Annotated in this window: 19 protein-coding genes and 1 pseudogene; 10 read left to right on the top strand and 10 right to left on the bottom strand. The window is 49.8% G+C overall.

Translation table 11 applies throughout. The features are described 5' to 3' along the window. Positions 1–186: 186 nt before the first annotated feature. The 3 genes and pseudogenes from ABLU86_RS07000 to ABLU86_RS06990 form a co-directional block, all read right to left on the bottom strand. Positions 187–882 (bottom strand): alpha/beta hydrolase, encoded by a 696-nt coding sequence (locus ABLU86_RS07000; protein ID WP_047038613.1) that lies wholly within the window; start codon positions 880–882, stop codon positions 187–189. A gap of 127 nt (positions 883–1,009) precedes the next feature. Beyond that, the gene (locus ABLU86_RS06995; protein WP_227504962.1) at positions 1,010–1,906 is read right to left on the bottom strand and encodes an SDR family oxidoreductase; all 897 of its coding nucleotides are present in this window, start codon (positions 1,904–1,906) and stop codon (positions 1,010–1,012) included. Next, positions 1,890–2,228, bottom strand: a pseudogene (locus ABLU86_RS06990) (ISNCY family transposase); the annotation flags it as partial. The pseudogene ABLU86_RS06990 and the gene ABLU86_RS06995, both read right to left, overlap by 17 nt. Positions 2,229–2,443: 215 nt before the next feature. Here ABLU86_RS06990 and ABLU86_RS06985 point away from each other — a divergent pair. Both ABLU86_RS06985 and ABLU86_RS06980 read left to right on the top strand, forming a co-directional pair. Then, positions 2,444–3,058, top strand: a complete 615-nt coding sequence (locus tag ABLU86_RS06985) for a DJ-1/PfpI family protein (protein WP_045420631.1) — start codon at positions 2,444–2,446, stop codon at positions 3,056–3,058. An 11-nt stretch (positions 3,059–3,069) separates the two neighbouring features. Then, positions 3,070–3,588, top strand: a complete 519-nt coding sequence (locus ABLU86_RS06980; RefSeq protein WP_038991646.1) for a GrpB family protein — start codon at positions 3,070–3,072, stop codon at positions 3,586–3,588. A gap of 43 nt (positions 3,589–3,631) precedes the next feature. Here the strand turns inward: ABLU86_RS06980 and ABLU86_RS06975 are convergent, their stop codons facing one another. From ABLU86_RS06975 to ABLU86_RS06955, 5 genes are all read right to left on the bottom strand, one after another. Continuing rightward, positions 3,632–5,041: an ISNCY family transposase gene (locus ABLU86_RS06975; RefSeq protein WP_348796023.1), complete on the bottom strand. Its 1,410-nt coding sequence runs from the start codon at positions 5,039–5,041 to the stop codon at positions 3,632–3,634. Between the two features lie 408 nt (positions 5,042–5,449). Continuing rightward, the gene (locus ABLU86_RS06970; RefSeq protein WP_015705375.1) at positions 5,450–6,868 is read right to left on the bottom strand and encodes a glycoside hydrolase family 1 protein; all 1,419 of its coding nucleotides are present in this window, start codon (positions 6,866–6,868) and stop codon (positions 5,450–5,452) included. Between the two features lie 48 nt (positions 6,869–6,916). Beyond that, positions 6,917–9,112, bottom strand: coding sequence for a CBM35 domain-containing protein (locus tag ABLU86_RS06965; protein WP_348796022.1), 2,196 nt, complete (start codon positions 9,110–9,112; stop codon positions 6,917–6,919). A gap of 11 nt (positions 9,113–9,123) precedes the next feature. Next, the gene (locus ABLU86_RS06960) at positions 9,124–10,461 is read right to left on the bottom strand and encodes a carbohydrate porin (protein WP_015366649.1); all 1,338 of its coding nucleotides are present in this window, start codon (positions 10,459–10,461) and stop codon (positions 9,124–9,126) included. A 208-nt stretch (positions 10,462–10,669) separates the two neighbouring features. Next, on the bottom strand, positions 10,670–11,941 hold the full coding sequence (locus ABLU86_RS06955) for a PTS transporter subunit EIIC (protein WP_032708022.1): 1,272 nt from the start codon (positions 11,939–11,941) through the stop codon (positions 10,670–10,672). Positions 11,942–12,110: 169 nt separating this feature from the next. Between ABLU86_RS06955 and ABLU86_RS06950 the strand changes: the two genes are divergently transcribed. The 7 genes from ABLU86_RS06950 to ABLU86_RS06920 all read left to right on the top strand — a co-directional run bounded on the left by ABLU86_RS06950 (position 12,111) and on the right by ABLU86_RS06920 (position 17,517). Further along, a complete protein-coding gene (locus ABLU86_RS06950) occupies positions 12,111–12,422 on the top strand; it encodes a PTS sugar transporter subunit IIB (protein WP_015705379.1) in 312 nt (103 codons plus the stop codon). A gap of 14 nt (positions 12,423–12,436) precedes the next feature. Continuing rightward, positions 12,437–13,759: a PTS sugar transporter subunit IIC gene (locus tag ABLU86_RS06945; RefSeq protein ID WP_015366646.1), complete on the top strand. Its 1,323-nt coding sequence runs from the start codon at positions 12,437–12,439 to the stop codon at positions 13,757–13,759. 24 nt (positions 13,760–13,783) lie between these two features. Continuing rightward, complete coding sequence (locus tag ABLU86_RS06940; protein WP_015705380.1) at positions 13,784–14,098, top strand: PTS lactose/cellobiose transporter subunit IIA; 315 nt, start codon at positions 13,784–13,786, stop codon at positions 14,096–14,098. Positions 14,099–14,141: 43 nt separating this feature from the next. After that, positions 14,142–15,047: an ROK family protein gene (locus tag ABLU86_RS06935; RefSeq protein ID WP_015705381.1), complete on the top strand. Its 906-nt coding sequence runs from the start codon at positions 14,142–14,144 to the stop codon at positions 15,045–15,047. 77 nt (positions 15,048–15,124) lie between these two features. After that, complete coding sequence (locus ABLU86_RS06930; RefSeq protein ID WP_015705382.1) at positions 15,125–16,084, top strand: LacI family DNA-binding transcriptional regulator; 960 nt, start codon at positions 15,125–15,127, stop codon at positions 16,082–16,084. Between the two features lie 21 nt (positions 16,085–16,105). Next, on the top strand, positions 16,106–16,315 hold the full coding sequence (locus tag ABLU86_RS06925; RefSeq protein WP_020078806.1) for a hypothetical protein: 210 nt from the start codon (positions 16,106–16,108) through the stop codon (positions 16,313–16,315). A 164-nt stretch (positions 16,316–16,479) separates the two neighbouring features. Next, positions 16,480–17,517: an aldo/keto reductase gene (locus ABLU86_RS06920; RefSeq protein ID WP_015366641.1), complete on the top strand. Its 1,038-nt coding sequence runs from the start codon at positions 16,480–16,482 to the stop codon at positions 17,515–17,517. A 117-nt stretch (positions 17,518–17,634) separates the two neighbouring features. On the opposite strand, the gene ABLU86_RS06915 is transcribed toward ABLU86_RS06920, so the two are convergent. Both ABLU86_RS06915 and ABLU86_RS06910 read right to left on the bottom strand, forming a co-directional pair. Continuing rightward, positions 17,635–18,816 carry an aldo/keto reductase gene (locus tag ABLU86_RS06915; RefSeq protein ID WP_032709952.1) on the bottom strand — a complete coding sequence of 394 codons (1,182 nt, stop codon included), beginning with the start codon at positions 18,814–18,816 and terminating at the stop codon, positions 17,635–17,637. 46 nt (positions 18,817–18,862) lie between these two features. Further along, positions 18,863–19,849: an aldo/keto reductase gene (locus tag ABLU86_RS06910; RefSeq protein ID WP_348796021.1), complete on the bottom strand. Its 987-nt coding sequence runs from the start codon at positions 19,847–19,849 to the stop codon at positions 18,863–18,865. Positions 19,850–20,061: 212 nt separating this feature from the next. On the opposite strand from ABLU86_RS06910, the gene ABLU86_RS06905 reads away from it, so the two are divergent. Then, entirely contained in the window at positions 20,062–20,970 is a 909-nt protein-coding gene (locus ABLU86_RS06905) for a LysR family transcriptional regulator (protein WP_020078804.1), read from the top strand. Positions 20,971–20,975: the final 5 nt, after the last annotated feature.

Genomic DNA, 20,975 nt, shown 5'->3' with positions numbered 1-20,975 from the left:
ATGGTTCAGCTGAGGCTACACAGATTGCACTACCTTTCGCTCAAATAGCAAGCAGTTTTCGGAACTAAAGAATCCACTTCTGGTTTATGGCGCGTTGCGCTGCTAAAGCTCTGTCCGCTTCGTGCCAGGAGGGGACCTTACCCTGATGAAGTAAGTCAGGATATTTGCGGATAAATACCCAATAATTTACGTAGGCGGGAGCCATTCAACAATAGTTTTTGCCAACTCCCTAGGTTGTTCGAGCGGAATCATATGGCCGCAATTCCGAATGATTCTAAACGACGCATAAGGTATGGCTTCGACCAACTCTTCTGCCTCCTTCATCGAACGGATGGCATCATCTTCACTGGCGATAACCAATGTTGGACAACATATCGTTGCATAAGGTATACCTTGCCGGGATAAGGATGATTGCGTGATGAAGGCTTCAAATCCCAGAGAGCATCCCATTTTCTGAATAGCTGAAATCATATCCTGATTTGATGTGTTTATAGGATGGAGTGTCCGGGCAATAGCATGGCTGCTCAGCCCCTTAAACGTTGTGGGGGACAATGACTGCACGCTTTTTCGCTTTGCTTCAGCCTCTAACGGCGTATCTTCCCGTAAGGAACTGGCAATAAGCACTAAGGACTCTACACGTTCAGGGAATTCTGCTGCCAGTTGTCGGGCAATATACCCTCCCATCGAAAAGCCTATCAAAGAAAACTTCTCAGGCAGAAGAGTAATCAGATGCTGAACGACATCATGAATGGTTCGTCCTTCAGTTACAGATGCATGATGAACAATACAGTTTGACGGCAGGTATGTTTCAAATTCATGCCAAAGCATTTCATTCAGCATAAACCCGGGAATTAAAACGATTTTACGCGGCTTTAAACTCATAGAACTCGCTTAAATGCATCATGTGTATTTATTAGGTTAGACAGGTTAAAATATCTTACTAACTGCGACAATATCAAATACCAGCCCTGGATAAGCGTTTCAATTTCCACAGAGTTTCTTAACATTTCTAACGTCCTCCCAGGCTTCCTCCACCATCAACAGGCAGTACTACGCCAGTAATAAAACTCGCTTCTGATGATAAAAGAAAGGCTATTGCTGAAGCCACTTCAGCAGGAGAGCCCAGTCTGCCCATAGGGATTGTCGATAAAACACGTTGTTCTGCTTCACTTCCAACAGGTCGTGTTTTATGAAAAAGCTCTGTCTCTATTGGCCCAGGAGCAATCGCGTTTGCGGTGATCCCGAATTGAGCAAGCTCTAATGCCCAGGTTCGTGTACAACCTACCAGCGCACTTTTTGCTGCTGCGTAAGCTGTTCGGTCAGTCGCACCGTAAATAGCACGGCTACATACATTCACAATTCTTCCCCAGCCTCTGCGCTTCATTTTGGCAACCAGCGCCTGTGTTATCTGAACTGCTACCCGTACATTGATATCCATGACATTCAGGAAGGTCGGAATATCAATACTTCCCAGTTGTTGAGGTAAGGCCACCCCTACGTTATTTACGATACCGTGAACTTCGTGATTTTTGGCAATTTTCATTAGAATTAAATTTGTTTCATCAGAGCTACTCAGATCGGTCGTATATAAAACCCCTGGAAAGCTGGCATCACTATTACGGGCAATACCCACAACCAGGTGACCCTGTTCTGATAATTTGTCACTGAGTGCTCTCCCTATACCTCTGGTTGCGCCTGTAATAAGAAAAGTACGATAAGGTCCCATAGTAGAATCCTCGATCTCATTTGAATGGATGCGAATAAGATGGTACTGACATCCCATTTTTTGTTCACCGTCTATTAGACTAGCAGAACAATGACCAACTTCCGCTCTTCGCTCAAAGCGGACGTTAGATACCGAAGCATTGCTGTTTATCATGGGATTCAACTCATCTCCTTGGGCCAAAAATTTCTCCAGAACGTGATTGCAACGTCTTCAATGCTTCCAGCATATCGTCGCCATTCAGTGAACGTTGGGATTTCTTCTCAGTTGGTTTTCTTTTCCGCCGCGAGGGGCCATCTCCGGCAGGGAGAGCCTGAGACCGGTTATTGTCGCGTTTGTCCTGAACCAGCTTAATAAACTCAAGTGTGCGTCCGAGTCGTTTGTTGTCTACGATAGCACCCTGGTCAATTTCCTGAAGACGATCATAAGTGGAGTAGGGAAGGACGACTCCGTTTAGCCGGAGTTCTTTCCGTCCATCCGGGTAATGCCAGACCTCAATATACTTGCTTACAACTTTGCTGTTACCCTGCATGTCAAGGCTAAGTTCAGATGTCCGCCTGCCAGCAAAGCTGAAATGTCCTTTGATTACAAAGGATGGAAGCCCAGTTCAAAGCCGTACACATGGCCGCTCAAAACGGTATGTCAAGAAGAGACATGTACACGACTTGTGTTATTATTACCGTATATTTATGGATTTTCCCTTGTTATGGGTATTACGAAATGAAGAAGGTTATTTTATTCCTTTGTCAGGGATTAGAAGAATATGAAGCCAGTGCATTTACTGATGCTATTGGCTGGACAACAACTTACGGAATGGAACCCGTAGAATTGGTAACAGTTGGTCTACGAAAAAAAGTTAAATGTGCCTGGAATTTCACCATCGAACCAGAATATCAACTGGATGAAATTGATGGTGATAGCTTTGATGCCATTGCCATTCCCGGCGGAATGAGCCGGGCTGGTTTTTACGAGGATGCATTTGATGAGCGGCTGGTCAGCCTTATTCGAAAATTTAACAACCAAAACAAAATTATCGCTTCTGTCTGTGTTGGCGCTTTACCAGTAGCAAAAAGCGGTGCTCTTCAAGGTAGAATGGGTACGACGTATCATCTGAGCAGTAAACGTCAAACGCAGTTATCTGAAATGGGTGTCAATGTCATTGACCGCCCAATTGTAGTGGATGGTAATATCATTACATCGCAAAGTCCTGCAACAGCTATTAATGTCGCATTTACTTTAATAGAAAAGCTGACGTCCAGAGCTAACGTAGAAAAAATTAAAGAGGGAATGGGATTCCCCCTCATTGTGAATGAACAAAATTCGTTAAAAATGTGAGATTGTTGAATATGCGAATATTGACTGTTGTTGATTATGATGACATGTGGCCTACATTATTTGAGAACGAACGTTCTCTGTTGCAGGTAACACTTGGTCATGTGATATCCCAGATTCACCATATTGGTAGCACCTCGGTGCCTGGATTATCAGCTAAACCAGTGATAGATATATTAATTGAAGTTACTAATCTTGATGAACTGGACAGCATGAATCAGGCAATGGAGCGTGCCGGATATACTGTGCGTGGTGAAAATGGAATTTCCAATCGTAGGTACTTCACAAAAGGTGAAAACCAGCGCAGTCATCACATCCATGCTTTCACCACCGGGGATGCTCAAATAATAAAACATCTGGCATTTCGCGATTATCTTATTAGAAACAATGATATAGCAACTCAGTACGCTTTAATGAAAAAAAACGCGGTGCTTTTATGTGATAACGATACCCACCGATACAGCATTTACAAAGCAGATTTCATTCAAAAACATCTTCGTATGGCGCTTATTGATGCAGGGCATCTGAGCTGACCCTTAAATAAACTACAGCCTATGTCTTTTACTATATTATGCCCTATGTTTTTTGAGTATTAGAACCGAATATTTCACCGGAACGACTCTGTAAAACTTTCAAAGCTTCCAGCATATCATCGCCGTTCAGTGATCGCTGGGATTTCTTATCAGTTGGTTTCCTGCGCCGCCGTGAAGGTCCATCGCCAGCAGGTATTGCCTGAGAACGGTTATTGTCGCGTTTGTCCTGAACCAGTTTAATATATTCTAGTGTACGTCCGAGCCGCTTGTTGTCCACGATAGCTCCCTGGTCGATTTCCGACAGGCGATCATAAGTGGAGTAGGGAAGAGCAACGCCGTTAAGCCTGAGTTCTTTTCGGCCATCCGGATAATGCCAGACCTCGATGTATTTCCCGATGGCTTTGCGACTGATTTCACTGTCATCAATAAGATAGAGCACTTTATCATACTGAACCGTCAGAGATTTCGAAACGCGACGCGGTTCCCGCCATGTGAAAAAGGCAGCCAGATCATCATCATGTTCAAGTGGCCGATGCACATCAAAGTCATGTCGCGGAGCTTTGGCAAAGCGCCGGTTATAATCGTCCATAAATTCATCAGCATACTCATCGGCTGCGTCAACAGAAGAAATTCCCCTGAGCCGGAGTTCTTTTACCAGTCGGTCCTGAAGCGTCAGATGAGCGCGTTCCACGCGGCCTTTGGCAGAGCTGGTATTCGCGCAGATAGTCTGGATATTCAGTTCATGCATCGCACGCCCAAACTGGGTAAAGCCATCACCACCAGTGGCATTTTTGTTGTTTATTCTGAATACACTGGCTTTGTCACTGTATAACGCCAGCGGTTTACCATGTTTTTCCAGGTAGCCTCGTGTGGCCTCAAAATAGGTGAATGTTGATTCCGATTTTACAAAGCGGAGCTGCATCAGTCGGCTCGTTGCATCATCAACGTAAACCAGCGCGGTAGAGGCTGGAGCACGGTTCTCGAACCAGTGGTGGTCACAGCCATCTATCTGTATCAGTTCGCCACAACAGGCCCGGCGATAGCGTGGCTGCTGAATTTTTGGCGCACGTTGCTTACGGGGGACCCAGAAACCGGCTTTAACCATGAGCGACCGGACAGTTTCTTTGGACAGGTGGACATCGTGCAGTTCTGCAAGCTTTTCACACGCCAGAGTCGGCCCAAAGTCTGCATAGCGCTCACGTATAATACTGAGTGCATACCGCGCAAGGCCATCAGGCAACTGATTATTGCTGGGTTTCCCACGACGACGATTAGCCATACCAAGTGGGTCAGATTCACGGTAACGCGACAGAAGCCGTCTGCACTGGCGATCCGAGATGCCCAGTCGCTGAGCTGCCATTTGAGTTGTCAGACGGCGATCAACAACATCCTGAATGATTTTGAGTCGGTTAACTTCATCCAATGTAAAAAACTCCGCTGCATGAGCCGTCATGGTGATCTTCTTGTTGATTATACATGACGGACATCTTAACTTAGCCCAAAGCGGACATTACAACTTTGCTGTTACAACATTGGTGCGCATAATGTATATTATGTTAAATGTAGTCGATTGTTAACTTACTTACTATGGTCCTGTCCTGACGATGTCCGTTATGATCCTCTTTCACGGAATAACAATGACAATATCCAGCGCCGGCAGCGCGAATATTACTCGCTGCCGCGACAGTTTCCCAACTACTCGATTTTAGTTATGGGTGATTCACGAGTTGGATGACTCCCTAATAGCCCGCTCAGTCTATGCCGTGCGGACTATTTTCCTCTTCTAATATAAAATCACGCCGTTAAACATGATTGTCTCCACCGTCCGTTCCCCTAAATATCATGCGATAGAACGAGACCATTACTTGTTGCCCTTTATAAACGCTCCGGGCGTAAATCCATTAGAGGCAGCCAACTGTGCAAACCAAAGAGCGTTACGCTTTATCTGTCGCTCCCCGCTTTCCAGATCCAGTCGCCAGAAACCGTAACGGCGTTTAAAGCTATTTATCCACGACCAGTTATCAATAAATGTCCACTGGTGTACGCCAAAGCAGTTCGCCCCCTCGCTGATGGCGCGATGGAGCTGTTCGAGGTGTTCTTCCATTAATTCGATACGGAAAGTGTCATCAATAACCCCATCAGCCAGAACAGGACCTTCTGACTGGATATCCATGGCGATACCGATTTCAGCCAGATACCACTTCATATTGTCGTAATTATCGCGGATGTTGCTGGCTATATCGTAAATCGCCTGCGGAAAAATCTCGTTATTATCGCGATACGGATTGAAGCGCCCTTCGGGATCGCTGTAGTTCTCGAAGTAATACTCTGGCGTGAAGTAATCAAGTTCATAGGGACATTCGCGCGCTTTAACCCGACGTGGAACATAGTAGTTAACCCCCAGGAAATCTACCCGCGAACTCGTTATCAGATCGACATCCGCTTTTTTTATTTCTGGCAAGCAATCATGGGTTGCGAGGACTTCACATAACTCCTTCGGGAATTCATGCTTAACCAGCGGTTCAAGGAAACTGCGATTAAAGAACAGGTCGGCATACCACGCTGCTTTTTTATCCTCGTCGCTATTGTTTCGGGTATACGAGGGAGTCAGATTAAGCACCACGCCTATTTCGCCCGGTAGCTCAAGTTTCCGGTACAGGTGCACCGCTTTTGCATGCGCCAGCATAATGTTAAATGCAACCTGCGCCGCCAGCTTGCCATCTTTTTTGCAAGGATAATGGAAATCATAAAGATAGCCGCCTTCGACAGGTACTATCGGCTCATTAAAGGTGATCCAGTATTTGACCTTATGACCAAATAGCTCAAATGCAGTGCGGGCAAACCTTGCGAAAAGATCCGTCACATGGGGTGATTCAAAACCGCCATACTGCTTTTGCAATATTTCCGGCATGTCGAAATGATAAAGATTAATCATTGGTTCAATGCCGCTGGCGATCATCTCATCGAAGTAGTTGTTGTAAAACCGGACAGCTTCTGCGTTTGGGGTACCGGTTTCAAAATCATCAATCAGCCGTGACCACTGAATGGAAGTACGAAACGAGTTAAATCCCGTTTGCTTCATTAGCGCAACGTCCTCTTTATACTTGCTGTAGGTTTCACATACTTTCTGCGGACCAATCTGCTGGAAAAAGCGGTTGGGTTGTTCTGCATACCAGCTATCCCAGATAGAACGGTGCGGCTTATTCGCGAAGCCTTCTGTCTGCGGGCCTGATGCTGCAGCCCCCCAAAAAAAACCTTCCGGAAATTGATACCGATTCATAATGCCTCCTGAATGTTAAAAAGCTGCCCCAAAAGGGCAGCCAAATAATTACTCTGCAGTAACTTCAATTGATTTGATGAACATATATCCCCAGTCGCCGGTAAACTTTCCAAAACTGATGGTATTACCCCCCTCTTTGAGCGAAACAGGAACGACTATGGTCTTGCCCTTCTCATCCGTTTGCGGAAATTCAATGCTGACTGGCGTTCCGTCGTTCACGATGAACGAGTTTTTCTTGCTTCCCCATTTGCCGTTAAATTTCACGTGTAGGGTAAATTTACCGTCCCAGGGAGCGCTAACCTGCCAGCTCACGCTGTCTCCGTCATGCGCGAAAGGCCCGAGGAAACCGTCTTCTCCGATGGCTAACGTATCTTTTTCACTTTTAATGGAGTTAAGTGTTCCCTTGCTAACATCCATAGTCCCGCTGCCAAAGCTGCAATAATCTGCCGGTACAGGCCTCACAGCGGGCTTCACGCTGACATTTATCGTTTTGCTGCTTTCCAGCAACCCGTCATCAGCAGTAAAGGTCAACGCATAGTCGCCCGGCGCGGAGAACCAGACTCGGGTTTCCTCTTTACTGCTGTTACAGAAGTGAACGTTATTCTTACCGTCATGGCTCCACGCTACGCTGACTTTCGGGCCAGGTAGATTGTCATCCTGCCAGGCAGCATTGAGTTGAACGCCTTTATCGACAGTGGTAGAAAGCATGTCCTGCAGGGTAATAACCGGTGGAAGGTTTTTCTGCATATGTTTCAGGCGAATCACGTTTGAAGGTGCTGACTGACCACTATCATTCTTAGCGATTACCCGATAGTAGTAAGTCTGGCCGAGCGTCAGGCTGCGATAATTATCGCGGAAAAGACTCATTTTCGATGGATCCCATTCATTTTTGCCGTCGGAAATGTCCTTTCCGACGCGTGTCCATGGGCCCTGTGGCTGCACAGTTCTTTCCACGTCGTAATAACGACCAACGGGTGACCCCATCCAGTTAATGGCAAAGGGGGAATCGCTCTCGCGTAACCTCGGTGCTTCTGGTACCGGCAAATCTGGCACCTTGCTCAGACCAGCCATTTGTGCGGCGGCAGTCCGTACCAGGTTGACAACCTCCATCTCCTGATTCGCTTTCCCCTCATCCGGGAAGCCAGGCAGATGGTAGCTATAGTGTCCGGTATACTCTTTGTGCCAGTAAAAACCGCCATCATGCCGATGACCGCGAAAACCCCAGATAAAGCCGCCCGCGGCCTGCACGCCATTGACCTCAGTATGCACAATAGACTGCATGATAGCGTTAAGGTCTTTTTGGTCGAGGAGACCAAATTCGCCAACCAGATAGACTTTTTTGCCACCAATCGCCTCCAGATCTTTACGAACCTGCCCGGGGTGGTTGTTATTGGCATTGGTGTAATAGTGATTGCTGATGATGTCGACGTTCGGATCGCTGAGCGCGAAATCATTCACCTTTTTATAAGTCCCATCTACGACAAGCTGATGGGGTGCCCATTTACGGATCCAGGCAGATGTCTGATGAAGAAAATCGGCGTTAGTGTCCTCCAGCTCATTACCCGTTTCCCACGCCATAATCGCCTTTTCATCGTAGTAGTGGCGTCCCGTAATGGTGTTCGTCCGGGTTATAACCTGACGAATCACGTCAAGATAAGCCTGGAAGGTTTTACTGTCCGTCCGATAAAAATCCTCAGGTTTTTCATGATAAAATGAGGCAAGCTGTTCTCTCCCACCCCACCACCACCAGTGATCGATAAACGGTAGAATCAGGCGAAGCCCCTGCTTATCTGCTTCAGCAATCATGTTGTCATAAACTTTCATTGCCGCTTCATTCAGCCGCGGCATGCCGTCAGGCGTTTCCGGCGACAGGATATGCGTTTCACGTCCGCAGGCCGCGTCGTTTTCCTGCTGAACGGATAGCACATACACGCGCTGTGCTTTAGCACCCGTTTGCACCAGGGCTTTAATCCAGTTTTCTTGCTCTTCAGCAGTAGGCCATTTGAAATATTGCCCCCACCCGCGCGGATCCGCTTTGCAGGTTCCTCTCGCGTCATCCTCTATACGATGCAGCTCCGGGGCATGGATCCCGGCAAAGCGAAAGAGCCGATCGCCGTCTTTTAACGCAGCACCATCACGAGTAATAAAATGTTCAAAATGGGATTGTTCCGCCGCCAGCGCCCCCGCGCTTCCCAGCGCGGACAGTAAGGAGACGAGCAGAAGTTTTCGAATCGGGAAAGCCATCTCTTATCTCCTCAGAACCAGACTTCAGCCTGTACACCAAAATTCAGCGTATCGGTATCCCCGCTGCGAGAGTATCCCCCCGGGCTAAGGGTACCGGTGCTCCAGTCGTAATTTCTGTCTATCGCATCCGAGACGCCTTTATCCCATTTGGCATACGTGGCAAAGAAGCGCAGCTGTGGACGGCTCCAGAATCCAGAATCGAAGGTGAGCGTTGGCGCAATGGTCACCTTGGTCAGGCCCCCCTTTCCTTTGCCGTTTACCCCCATGTAGTTTTTATCATCCAGATATTCGTAACCCACTTCATATTGCATGGCGAAATTCTTCGTTATCTGATGATACGGCCGGATACCCGCCACCCACATGGAGCGTCCCCAGCCGTCATCATCGCTGGTCCACCAGCGGTAGTTTTTATCTTTCTGATAAAATGCAAAGGTCGATACGTCCACTTCGCCCAGACTGGCCATGCCATCCAGAATCACGCGCCAGGACTGGGTGTCTTCCAGGTTTGCCCAACCCCAGCCGTTTTTACCCAGCGAGTCAGCGGCAGCGAGCCCTTTGCCGTACTGGAAAACAATGCGGGAATAGCCACCTGTCAGCCCATAAAAACTGTCGACGTTATACAGCGCCGTCACGCCATAACCTTTTTCAGCAGAAGTGGGATGGTTTTCGTTGCGGTTCATATGGTGGCCAATAAGCTCAACATCCAGCCCGGTGCCGCCGATTTTTTTAAACCAGAGGTTAAGCGAGTAATCGTCAGGGTATCCCTGATCCCCCAGAGCCACGGGATAGGCTTTGGCTTCATCCGTTGTTGAAAACGCATAAACGCCGGCGTCAAAGCGCGCGAAGCCTAAATCCAGGTTATCAAACCCGCCCCCGGTTCCGTTGTACTGAATATACTCCCAGTCGAACTGGTGACTGGAAAGATTGGAGCTGCTGTAACGTTTACCCGCCCAGAAAGTCATATCCGGCGCAAAATCGAGATTTGATAACTCAGCAAAACCTTCGCGGAACTGGGTTTCTTTACCGTCATCGTCGGTACAGTTCCAGTCTGCGGTACATTTTGTTTGATGCGTCAGGTTGGCCTGAACACGAGCAACTGCGCCAGTATCCGATTTCAGCGTTACTGTCGGGATAAGCTCAATCTTGGTATCTTCTTCGTTCCCCAGACGCCATTTCCCGTCGGGCATCAGTCCCACTGAATCCACCCGGTTTCCGTCACTGTTGGCGAGGATCCCTGAGCGCAAATAGCCGTGGAGTGCAAAATCATATTTCTCATCTGCGCTGGCATAGCCGCTGATGACAGTGAGGGTAATCAAGGACAGAGGTATTGATTTAAATAACGTTTGCATAGGTTCCCTTTGAATTTTTATTTTCACGGTTAAACGTGCAGGGGAAATGTAAGGATCTAAAATGGAAATGTACATCCATTAACGGAAAGCGCTTTCCGTGTTTGCCGGATTGAATCACAAATTTGAGATCTTTGAGAATATTTTTGTGATGAATATCACTAATTAAGCTTCTGCCCACGAGAAATGGGCAGAAACAGCAAGAGGAGCGTTATTTTTCCAGCTGCATCAGCTGGCGTTCGTGAACCTTAAAGAATGGACGATAAAGCATCCATGCGTTGAAAAAGGCAAATAGGCACATGCACATATTCTTCCAGCTACCGTTGGCCGACCATGCAGCACCCAGCGGTGAGGGCATTGACCATGGCAGCATTGCAACGGCCCTGTCGAGGATACCCATTTGCGTCAAATACCAAGCTATACAGGCATTTATCAACGGAACAAAAACAAAGGGCAGTAAAAAAACCGGGTTCATGATGACGGGGAAGCCAAACAATATTGGCTCATTAATGTTGAACAGAGAAGGCAAAAGACCAATCTTTCCCACACTCTTCAACTGCCTTGAGCGGCTTCGTATTGCCATAAACACCAGTGGCAGCGTAGAGCCGATACCGCCAATCAACAGATAAAAATCCCAGAACCCCTGTAAATAAATATGGGGCAGCACAGCCTCTCCAGCGGCCAGGGCTCGCTGATTTTCAAACAGATAGGTGAGCCAGAACGGGTTCATGATCCCCGTAATGATCAGCGCGCCGTGAATACCGACGAACCATAAAAGATTACACAGAAACAAGGAGATAAGCACAGCCGTGAGAGTATCTGACGCTACAATGAGTGGGCGCAATGCTTCCCCAATCAGTTGCGGCAAAATCTGTCCGGTCGTCTGCAGCATCACGGCATTCATCACGCTGATGGAAAGCATAATCACCAGCAGCGGCATCAGCAGCTGGAAACCATTCCGTGTCATCACCGGCACCTCATCCGGCAAACGAATGCACCACCCTTTATTATAAAAAAACCTTATAATTTCAATCGAATATGCGCTTGAAATGAGGGCAGTAAAAAGCCCCATCCCTCCCAGAAAAACATTCGTCGCGCCATTATCCCGAAAACCGATAAACAGCAGAAAGGCGAGACATCCGGTGAGCCCGCATAACCGTTCCGGTAATTGATATTGCTTGGCAAGGCTGGCACTTGCACCAAATGCAACAATCAACGCCACCAGGCCGAGCGTCAGCTCAAAGGTTGGTAACAGCATCGGACGCAGCAGCAGATAAAAAGATCCGAATCGTGAGGTGCTTGAAATGGCGAACGGTGGAAACAGCATTGGCACCATCAGACTTCCCACGATGACAAAAGGCATTGCAAGAGAAAAGCCGTCTCGCATTGCTGTAATGTGTTGATTTTTAGTGATTATATTCGCCACCGGCGTGAGGCGTTGCTCTATCAAATCCACAGCAACATTCATCAAATGAATGTTCATAAGTCGACCTTAGTAGTTCTTGAATAGCAGGGATGATCGCGCACATTCATACAAAGTGAAAGGTGCTCTCAAGTGATCGTGGTCACAATTACCTTATCCGCAAACGGAAAGCGCTTTCCGTTTTGTTCCGTGGTGACTATATTCCAGCCATAAATTCAAAGGAGACGTTATGAAAAAAATCATGTTGTGTTGTTCTGCCGGGATGTCTACCAGCCTGCTGGTAAAAAAAATGGTCGATGAAGCGCACAGGCGTGGCCTGGAAGCGGAAATCAAGGCGTATGGCGTTGCCGAATTTGCCGAGCAGGTTGGTCACTACCAGGTGGTATTGCTTGGACCACAGGTGAAGTACATGCAAAGCGATCTACAGAAACAAGCCGATAAATACGGGATCCGCGTTGAGCCAATCAACATGATGGATTACGGCATGCAAAAAGGGGGCGCCGTTCTCGATTTCGCCCTCTCCCTGATAGATAACAAATAAAGAAGGGAAACCCTATGAGCTCTCTGTACGCAAAACTAATTCAGGTTATCGAAAAGAAAATTACTCCGATGGCGGGCGCCGTCGGCCAGCAAAAATATGTCACCTCCATTCGTGACGGCTTCATTACCGCTCTGCCGTTCATGATTGTGGGTTCTTTTATGCTGGTATTTATCTTCCCCCCCTTCTCGCCCGACACATCCTGGGGCTTCGCCAGGGCATGGCTGCAATTCTCGCTCGATCACCGTGAAGCTCTCATGCTGCCCTTTAACTTCAGCATGGGAATTATGACGATCTTTATTTCCGTCGGGATTGCCGCAAGTCTGGCCAAACACCACGATCTCGACGCACTTACCGCCGGGATGCTCTCTTTAATGGCCTTTTTGCTTGTCGCTGCGCCATTGAAGGACGGGCAGATTTCAACGGCCTACTTCTCCGGTCAAGGGATCTTTACCGCCATTCTGGTGGCTATTTACTCCACGGAACTTTACGCCTTCCTGAAGCGACATAATATTACCATCCGCCTGCCGCCGGAGGTCCCAACTGGCGTAGCGCGCTCGTTTGAGATCCTCATCCCGGTACTGGCAATCGTCATCACGCTGCATCCGCTGAACCTGCTTATTGAAGCGCAACTGGGGATGATTATTCCCGAAGCGATTATGTCGCTGGTGAAACCGCTGGTTGCCGCGTCCGATACGCTCCCCGCAGTGCTCCTCTCGGTGCTGGTGTGCCAGGTGCTCTGGTTTGCCGGTATCCATGGTGCGCTGATCGTCACCGGTATTATGAACCCTTTTTGGATGGCAAACCTGTCCGTAAACCAGGCGGCAATCGCCGCGGGTGAAGCTATCCCGCATATTTACGTTCAGGGTTTCTGGGACCATTACCTGCTAATTGGTGGTGTTGGCTCGACGCTGCCGCTGGCCTTCCTTTTGCTGCGCAGCAAAGCCATCCATTTGCGGACTATTGGGCGAATGGGCGTGGTACCAGGGGTGTTTAACATTAACGAACCCATTCTGTTTGGTGCGCCCATCATTATGAATCCTCTGTTTTTCCTGCCGTTTGTGCTGGTCCCGATGGTCAATGCCACCTTCGCATGGTTTGCACTGGATCTTGATTTAGTCAGCCGTGTGGTATCGATGACGCCATGGACAACACCTGCACCCATTGGCGCATCATGGGCAGCCAACTGGAGCTTCAGCCCTGTGATCCTGTGCCTGATATGCATGGTGACATCTGCCGTCATGTACTTCCCCTTCCTGAAGGCCTACGAAAAACAGCTTCTGGAACAAGAGCATGAAAACGCGGTTGAACATGCAGAAGATGCGGCTCAATCCGCCTGAAAGTAGAACATAGAGGAAAAAAACATGGAATTAGAAGAACAAGTTATGGGCATCATCATTAACGCGGGTCAGTCGCGCAGCCTTTGTTATGAAGCCCTCGGCTGCGCAAAGCAAGGTGATTTTGAAGCCGCAGATCAACTAATGAAAGAGGCGACTCATTTTGCCCGCGAAGCTCACCTTGTTCAAACCCAGCTCATTGAAGTTGATGAAGGCGAAGGGAAAACCAAAATGACGCTGGTGATGGTGCATGCGCAGGACCACCTGATGACCTCCATTCTGGCCAGGGAGCTGGTGACCGAACTTATTCACATTTACCGCACACGCCCGCACCAGGCATAACGACAGCAGAGAGGCCGCGGCCTCTCTTATGACAGAGGATTGTATGCATTATCTTGGACTGGATATCGGTGGCACAAAAATGGAAGCTGTATTGCTTTCAGCTCAAGGCGATTATCTCTGGCGTAAGCGCCAGCCGACTCAGAAAGAAAGTTACGCTGAATTTATGCTGCATCTGGTGAGCCTTATTGATGATGCCCGCGCGGCTAGCCCGGAACCCTTCACCGTAGGGGTCGGTCTGCCTGGCGCAATTGACCCGCAAACGGGGCTCATCAAAAATTGCAATTGCCTGGTTCTTAATGGTCACGATCTGAAAGCCGATCTTGCCGAACGTATCCGGCAGCCAGTGTGGATTGCCAATGACGCTGATTGTTTTACTCTCTCTGAAGCGGTAGATGGCGCAGGTGCAAAGGCTGACACCGTATTTGGTGTGATTATCGGTACGGGGTGTGGCGGTGGGATCGCCGTGCGCCGGCATTTGTTACAAGGCCCAAACGCCATTGCCGGCGAATGGGGGCACAACCCGCTTCCGGGGTACGTACCAGCGATTGATGGCCCCGCTCAGCCCTGCTACTGTGGCAAGCATAACTGTATTGAATCCTTTATTTCCGGTACCGGTTTTGCCCGTCGTTTCCCGGGAAACCTGACCTCTCAGGAAATTATCAACGCCGCAGAACAGGGAGATCCGAAGGCGCGCGAACACTGGCGGCATTTTATTGATGCATTTGCCCGTAGCCTGGCGTCAGTCATCAATATTCTGGATCCCCAGGTCATTGTGTTAGGAGGAGGATTGTCGAATGTCAGCAGAATCTACGATGATCTGCCTGTCGCTATTATTTCTTATCTCTTTTCTGAAACCTGCTATACGCGCATTGTTCCGGCGCGCTTTGGCGACGCCAGCGGCGTACGTGGCGCAGCCTGGCTTCCCCGGCTGAACGCGAACGAAACATAAGCGTCATGACCGGCGACGGGACGATTCTTCGGGAGGGTTATGTTAAGATGATGAAAACTCACCACGCAGAAAACGCTATGCCAACGATTGATGATGTATCTCGATTAGCCAATGTTTCCAGAGCAACGGTTTCCCGCGTGCTGACGGGGACCAGGGGTGTTCGCGAAGAGAGCCGTGAGGCGGTATTACGGGCTGTAGAAGAACTCAACTACCGCCCAAGCTTCGCCGCGCAAAACCTGGCGAGTCAGTCATCAAGCCATATCGGTGTGGTGCTTTCCTCACGTGAGGAAAGCAGTGGCGCACGTATTCTTCCCGCGCTTGCGCGCGCAATGAAAGTGCTGAACAAAACGCTGATAGTCCAGTATGTGGATAATGACGTCGAACATGCAGCTTCGGTAGATGATTTACAACGACAATGCGCCGCCGTTGTAGTGTTCGGACCAGTTGTACCGGGCAGTGGCGATAACGTGATTTCTTTCGACCGACCCGTGGTGGACGCGAAAAGTCAGGGCTACGATTTCGCCTTTGCTACGGAGAGCGCCTGCCGCTACATGATAGGTAAAGGCCATCGCAACATCGCGCTGGTTATTGATAACGAGACGGATGACGCAAGCAAGCGAATGGTTGAAGGTTATCGCAATGTGTTGCAGAACTACTCATTTCCGTTTAATCGCCAGTTGGTATTAACAGCCAATGAGAGTGTCGAACGCGCGCTGTTGACGCTTATTAATAGTCTGAGCAAGTTCTCTTCCATCGTAGTTAAGCGTGATGCTTACGCTGCAGAGGCCATGCGCCTGTTCCGCGAATTTAATATTGCCGTGCCTCAGGAGGTATCCCTCCTCAGTCTTGAGGATTCACCGTTGGCCACGCAGTTATATCCGCAACTGACCTGTATTTCATGGCCAATGGAACCCCTCCTGCACCAGTGCGTACAGCGCATTAAAAGCATCGTTGAGGGTCGTCCGCTTCGCGAAACGGAACTGCCACCGATAATTGGTAAGCTTACGCCTCGCCAGTCGGTGCTGGAAATGAGTTAAATATTTTTCAGGAGTGAAGATATGAATGCAGTCCAGCTTTTGTGTTCTCTGGCATTGATTTTGGTCGCATCCTTTCGCATTTTTGCGCAGGAACCAGGGCTCCCGCTGAAGGAACAGGTCAATACAGATGAAGGTACAATCTGCGTTTATGAACGCGGGGAACACCGTGAAAAAATCGTTATTCCTGTTGGTCAGGCGTGCCCGAAAACCTCAGCTAACAATAATGAATGATGTCAGCGTGTGGGCGCTGTCCTTGTATGTAAAATCCACTGACGATTACGCCCATTTGTGAAAATAGCTCACAACACCATTCGATGGCGCATGCTGGTTCCCTTCATGTCAGTGCAATACCCTGTCACATACAGAATTGCTGGCAATAAAAGAAGGAACACAGAATGAAGTATGTGAATCTGGGTCGTAGCGGTTTGCAAGTCTCCCGTCTTTGTCTCGGTTGTATGAGTTATGGTGAACCTGAACGCTTGCCTCAACCCTGGTCCCTGGATGAGAAGGCGTCACGTCCGCTCATTCGCCAGGCGCTTGAAGCGGGCATTAATTTTTTTGATACCGCGAATATTTACTCGGGCGGAAGTTCTGAAGAGATCACTGGAAAAGCGCTGAGAGAAATGGCCAGACGCGATGAGATCGTTGTGGCGACAAAGACCTTCTTTCCGTGGCGCAACTCACCCAATACCGGGTTTCTTTCCCGCAAGGCCATTTTTCAGTCTATTGACGACAGCCTGATGCGCTTAGGTATGGATTATGTGGATCTCTTTCAGATTCACCGCTTTGACCACTCAACGCCTGTTGAAGAGACCATGGAGGCTCTGCATGACCTCGTTAAATCAGGAAAAGTACGTTACATCGGCGCATCATCTATGGAAGCCTGGCGCTTTGCAAAAATGCAGCATACTGCAGAGCGTAACGGCTGGACCCGATTTATTACGATGCAACCGCAATACAACCTGCTTTACCGGGAAGAAGAGCGCGAGATGTTGCCCCTGTGTGAAGACCAGGGCGTTGGTGTGATCCCCTGGAGTCCGATGGCGAGGGGCAGGCTCACGCGAGACTGGAGTGTCACGTCCCGACGAACGCAAAACGATGCCTTTGCGTTAAAAATGTATGAGAACGCAGCCCTGCTGGATAAGCCCGTTATTGATGTTGTTGCCAGCATTGCTGAAAAGCACGATGTGCCAAGAGCCCATGTTGCAATTGCCTGGTTGCTATCAAAAACGGTCATCACAGCACCGATCATCGGCGCGACGAAACCAGAACATCTTTCCACGGCTATCAGCGCGCTGGACTTTTCACTTAGCGATGCCGAAATCATGGAACTCGAGGCACACTATCTGCCGCACCCCGTCGACGGGATCATCCCCCCACTTCCGGATACGCCACCTTCACTCACGCCGCCTTCAGCAATACAGGACTGTTAATGCCCTAAGCGCGTTATGATTTAGTCCATTCATGTGGTTTATCCCTGACAATAACACAGAGGGAGACATTATCTACAGTCTCCCTGTGACAGTAAGTATAAAGGTGGCCATCACCGTTTAACTTTTATCAAACTGACTTTCGGTAAACGGATCTGCGCGACCGCCCTGCAATGGGATCCTGGCAAGCGCTGCATCGATTTCGCGTAGCTCGCTGTCCGTCAACCGGACTTGCGGTGCACCACTGTTTTCTATTAGGTGCGGATATTGCGTCGTACCCGGTATGGGGACTATCCATGGCCGCTGTGCCATCACCCAGGCCAGTGCGAACTGAACCGGAGTGGTGTTTTTGCGGCGGGCCCACGATTGCGCGAATTCAAGCAGTACCATGTTTTTGGCCAGTGCATCGGGCTGGAAGCGTGGCAGGTTATGCCGCCGATCGGTGCTGTCGAACCGCTGGCTTGGATTGACTGCTCCGGCAAGGAAGCTGCGGGCGGTCGGGCAGTAAGGTACGAAACCGATACCCAGCTCTTCGAGCGTTGGAAATATCCGTGTCTCCGGTTCACGCCACCACATGGCATACTCACTCTGCACTGCAGCCACAGGGAGTACCGCATGTGCGCGGCGGATTGTCCTGGCACTCGCTTCCGACAATCCCCAGTGTTTCACTTTACCCTCCTGGATCAACGCCTTCACGGTTTCTGCCACATCCTCAATCGGCACATTCGGATCGGGGCGATGCTGATAAAGAAGATCGATGTGGTCCGTTTTCAGACGCTTTAGCGAGCCCTCTACGGCGCGGCGAACATGGTCAGGATGGCTGTTTAGGGAGGTAGGCTTCCCCTCTTCCACGCCGAAACCGAACTTAGTGGCAATCACCACACGATCGCGAACGGGGGCCAGTGCTTCCCCGACAAATTCTTCACTGAGATGGGGGCCATACACCTCGGCAGTATCAAAGAACGTGATGCCTTGTTCGAAGGCTGCCCGGATGAGCGAAACCATGGCTTTACGATCGCGCGGACCACCGCCGTAATACCCCACCATGGGCAGACACCCCAGCCCCATGCTTGAAACCTCCAGCGAGCCGAGTTTACGCGTGGTTAAGGTCTCCTTCTGGACGGGAACAGCATCCGAAGGGTCGTTCGACGTGTCCTGACCAGCCGGTTTAGCCATCACTGCTCCGCTCCTGCCAAGGGTGGTAGCGGCCAACGCCAGACCGGCGCCGGCGATCAGAAAATTGCGACGTTCCCGGGAAGCGGGTACAGAAGCAGAATGCTGGTCATGCATCATCTTGCTCATAAACTGGAACTCCCTAAAGCGAAGAAAGGATTCATTAATTTGATCATTACCAGGCATAAGCCTGGGGCGCTTCTCCCCCGGGTCCGGGCCAGATTTCGTCGAGGCAGCTCATGGTTTCGTCTGATAGCGTGATTGTCGTGGCGTGAAGCGCCTCCCGGAGTTGTTCGACCGTACGTGGCCCGATAAGTGGAGCAGTAACGACAGGATTCTGCAGGAGCCACGCAAGCGCCACATCGGAAGGTGTTTCACCGAGGTCCTCACATAATCCTTCGTAGGCTTCCAGCTGCGGACGATACTGTTCGATAAGACGGGAAAACTCGGGCCTGGCACGGCGCCCGCTTGCCATCTTTTTCAGTACACCGCCAAGCAACCCTCCGGCAAGTGGGCTCCAGGGAATCAGTCCCAGCCCAAAATGACGGCATGCGGGAATGACCTCCAGCTCAATAGTTCGGGCAGTCAGATTGTAGAGACTTTGCTCAGCAACCAGGCCCAGGGAATGACGGGCCGTGGCAACTGACTGTGCAGTCGCAATGTCCCAGCCCGCGAAATTGCTGCTACCGATATAAAGGACTTTTCCCTGCTGAACAAGGAGTTCCATGGCCTGCCAGATCTCCTCCCATGGCGTACAGCGATCGATGTGATGCATCTGATAGACGTCAATATGGTCGGTCTTAAGCCGTCGCAAACTGTCCTCACAGGCTTTGCGAATATGGTAAGCAGAAAGACGCCGATCGTTCGGACCTGGCCCCATTGGCTGATAGGCTTTCGTCGCCAGAACGATACGGTCACGGCGGCCACCCTGCTGGAGCCAGCGACCAATAATTTCTTCAGACAGCCCCGAACCTTGCTGGATATCGGGTGATTGTTCAGTGCCATACACATCTGCTGTATCAATGAAATTTATACCTGCCTCAAGCGCTTCATCCAGAATGCGGGCACTGGTTTTCTCGTCGGTGACGTCACCAAAATTCATGGTTCCGAGACAAAGGCGGCTGACTCTCAGGCCGGTGCGGCCAAGATGCGTATAGTTCATACACGGCTCCGTTAAGTGAATGTTCCGCCCTGACCGACGGCCAGAGCGCATAATTTTCAAGAATAACGAAGCACAGCGTGTTCAGTGAGAGGCGATGAGTGGATGGACTTGTGAAAAAAATTCAGCAACGGATTAGTCCTGGTCGGTCTAAGGTGTATATCATTTCCGTATCAACGCATTCGGGCCTTAACGCACAAGGAAAACTATTCTGTATGCAAATAAGCAGAGCTGATGTCGCCGATCTCATTTATTTCATGGCTATTGCACGTCATCGCAGTTTCAGCCGTGCGGCGATTGAATTAGGTGTCAGTGCATCAGCGCTTAGTCATGCTCTGAAGGGACTGGAAACCCGGCTCGGGGTTCGCCTGCTTAATCGTACGACCAAGAGCGTTACCCCTACGGCTGCAGGTGAAGAACTGGTTCAGTCTGTCCTTCAGCCTTTCGACAAGATAGAAGGCGCGCTTGAATCGCTTAACCGGTATCGTAATACCCCTACCGGACGTATCCGCATCAATGCTGCCGTTGAAGCGGCCAATCTTTTGCTTGCGCCAGTTATGCCCGCGTTTATGGATCGCTATCCCGATATTGAAATCGATATTGTGGCCAGCAACCGTATGGTTGACGTTACTGATGCGGGCTTCGATGCCGGTATCCGCTATGGTGGCACCGTCCCGGAAGACATGGTTGCCCGGCGTTTATCTGCCGATATTCGCTGGGTTATCGCAGCATCCCCCGACTATCTTGAACGCTACGGAACGCCTGAACATCCTGATGATTTATTACACCATCGCTGTATAAGCAATCGTCTCGGCGACGATCGGATTTATCGCTGGGAACTTGAGCGAGACGGCGAAACGTACCAAATCAGTGTGCCTGGCTCTGTGACGGTCAATCAGGCTGAAACGGGTCTTGTGGCCGTATTAGGCGGGGCTGGCCTGATGTATTTTCCGGAGCCTCTTGTTGCACCCTATGTGAAGGATGGACTGCTCCGCCTGGTGCTTACGGAATGGTCCCCGCTGGAGGAAGGTTTTTATATCTATTATTCAAGCCGCCGGCAACTGCCGACCGGGCTTCGCCTTCTGATTGAGTTCATACAGGAGGCCAGGCCGCTGGGGTTGTGAAATAG

This window comes from Klebsiella sp. JN_Kp121, assembly GCF_040062145.1.
Taxonomy (GTDB): domain Bacteria; phylum Pseudomonadota; class Gammaproteobacteria; order Enterobacterales; family Enterobacteriaceae; genus Klebsiella; species Klebsiella aerogenes.
This window is presented reverse-complemented; position numbering and strand designations above follow the sequence as displayed.

Bases quoted from the DNA above. Each gene is read 5' to 3' on its own strand.
- ABLU86_RS07000 (WP_047038613.1), bottom strand. From the start codon at position 882: ATGAGTTTAAAGCCGCGTAAAATCGTTTTAATTCCCGGGTTTATGCTG.
- ABLU86_RS06985 (WP_045420631.1), top strand. From the start codon at position 2,444: ATGAAGAAGGTTATTTTATTCCTTTGTCAGGGATTAGAAGAATATGAA.
- ABLU86_RS06980 (WP_038991646.1), top strand. From the start codon at position 3,070: ATGCGAATATTGACTGTTGTTGATTATGATGACATGTGGCCTACATTA.
- ABLU86_RS06975 (WP_348796023.1), bottom strand. From the start codon at position 5,041: ATGACGGCTCATGCAGCGGAGTTTTTTACATTGGATGAAGTTAACCGA.
- ABLU86_RS06970 (WP_015705375.1), bottom strand. From the start codon at position 6,868: ATGAATCGGTATCAATTTCCGGAAGGTTTTTTTTGGGGGGCTGCAGCA.
- ABLU86_RS06965 (WP_348796022.1), bottom strand. From the start codon at position 9,112: ATGGCTTTCCCGATTCGAAAACTTCTGCTCGTCTCCTTACTGTCCGCG.
- ABLU86_RS06960 (WP_015366649.1), bottom strand. From the start codon at position 10,461: ATGCAAACGTTATTTAAATCAATACCTCTGTCCTTGATTACCCTCACT.
- ABLU86_RS06955 (WP_032708022.1), bottom strand. From the start codon at position 11,941: ATGAACATTCATTTGATGAATGTTGCTGTGGATTTGATAGAGCAACGC.
- ABLU86_RS06950 (WP_015705379.1), top strand. From the start codon at position 12,111: ATGAAAAAAATCATGTTGTGTTGTTCTGCCGGGATGTCTACCAGCCTG.
- ABLU86_RS06945 (WP_015366646.1), top strand. From the start codon at position 12,437: ATGAGCTCTCTGTACGCAAAACTAATTCAGGTTATCGAAAAGAAAATT.
- ABLU86_RS06940 (WP_015705380.1), top strand. From the start codon at position 13,784: ATGGAATTAGAAGAACAAGTTATGGGCATCATCATTAACGCGGGTCAG.
- ABLU86_RS06935 (WP_015705381.1), top strand. From the start codon at position 14,142: ATGCATTATCTTGGACTGGATATCGGTGGCACAAAAATGGAAGCTGTA.
- ABLU86_RS06930 (WP_015705382.1), top strand. From the start codon at position 15,125: ATGCCAACGATTGATGATGTATCTCGATTAGCCAATGTTTCCAGAGCA.
- ABLU86_RS06925 (WP_020078806.1), top strand. From the start codon at position 16,106: ATGAATGCAGTCCAGCTTTTGTGTTCTCTGGCATTGATTTTGGTCGCA.
- ABLU86_RS06920 (WP_015366641.1), top strand. From the start codon at position 16,480: ATGAAGTATGTGAATCTGGGTCGTAGCGGTTTGCAAGTCTCCCGTCTT.
- ABLU86_RS06915 (WP_032709952.1), bottom strand. From the start codon at position 18,816: ATGAGCAAGATGATGCATGACCAGCATTCTGCTTCTGTACCCGCTTCC.
- ABLU86_RS06910 (WP_348796021.1), bottom strand. From the start codon at position 19,849: ATGAACTATACGCATCTTGGCCGCACCGGCCTGAGAGTCAGCCGCCTT.
- ABLU86_RS06905 (WP_020078804.1), top strand. From the start codon at position 20,062: ATGCAAATAAGCAGAGCTGATGTCGCCGATCTCATTTATTTCATGGCT.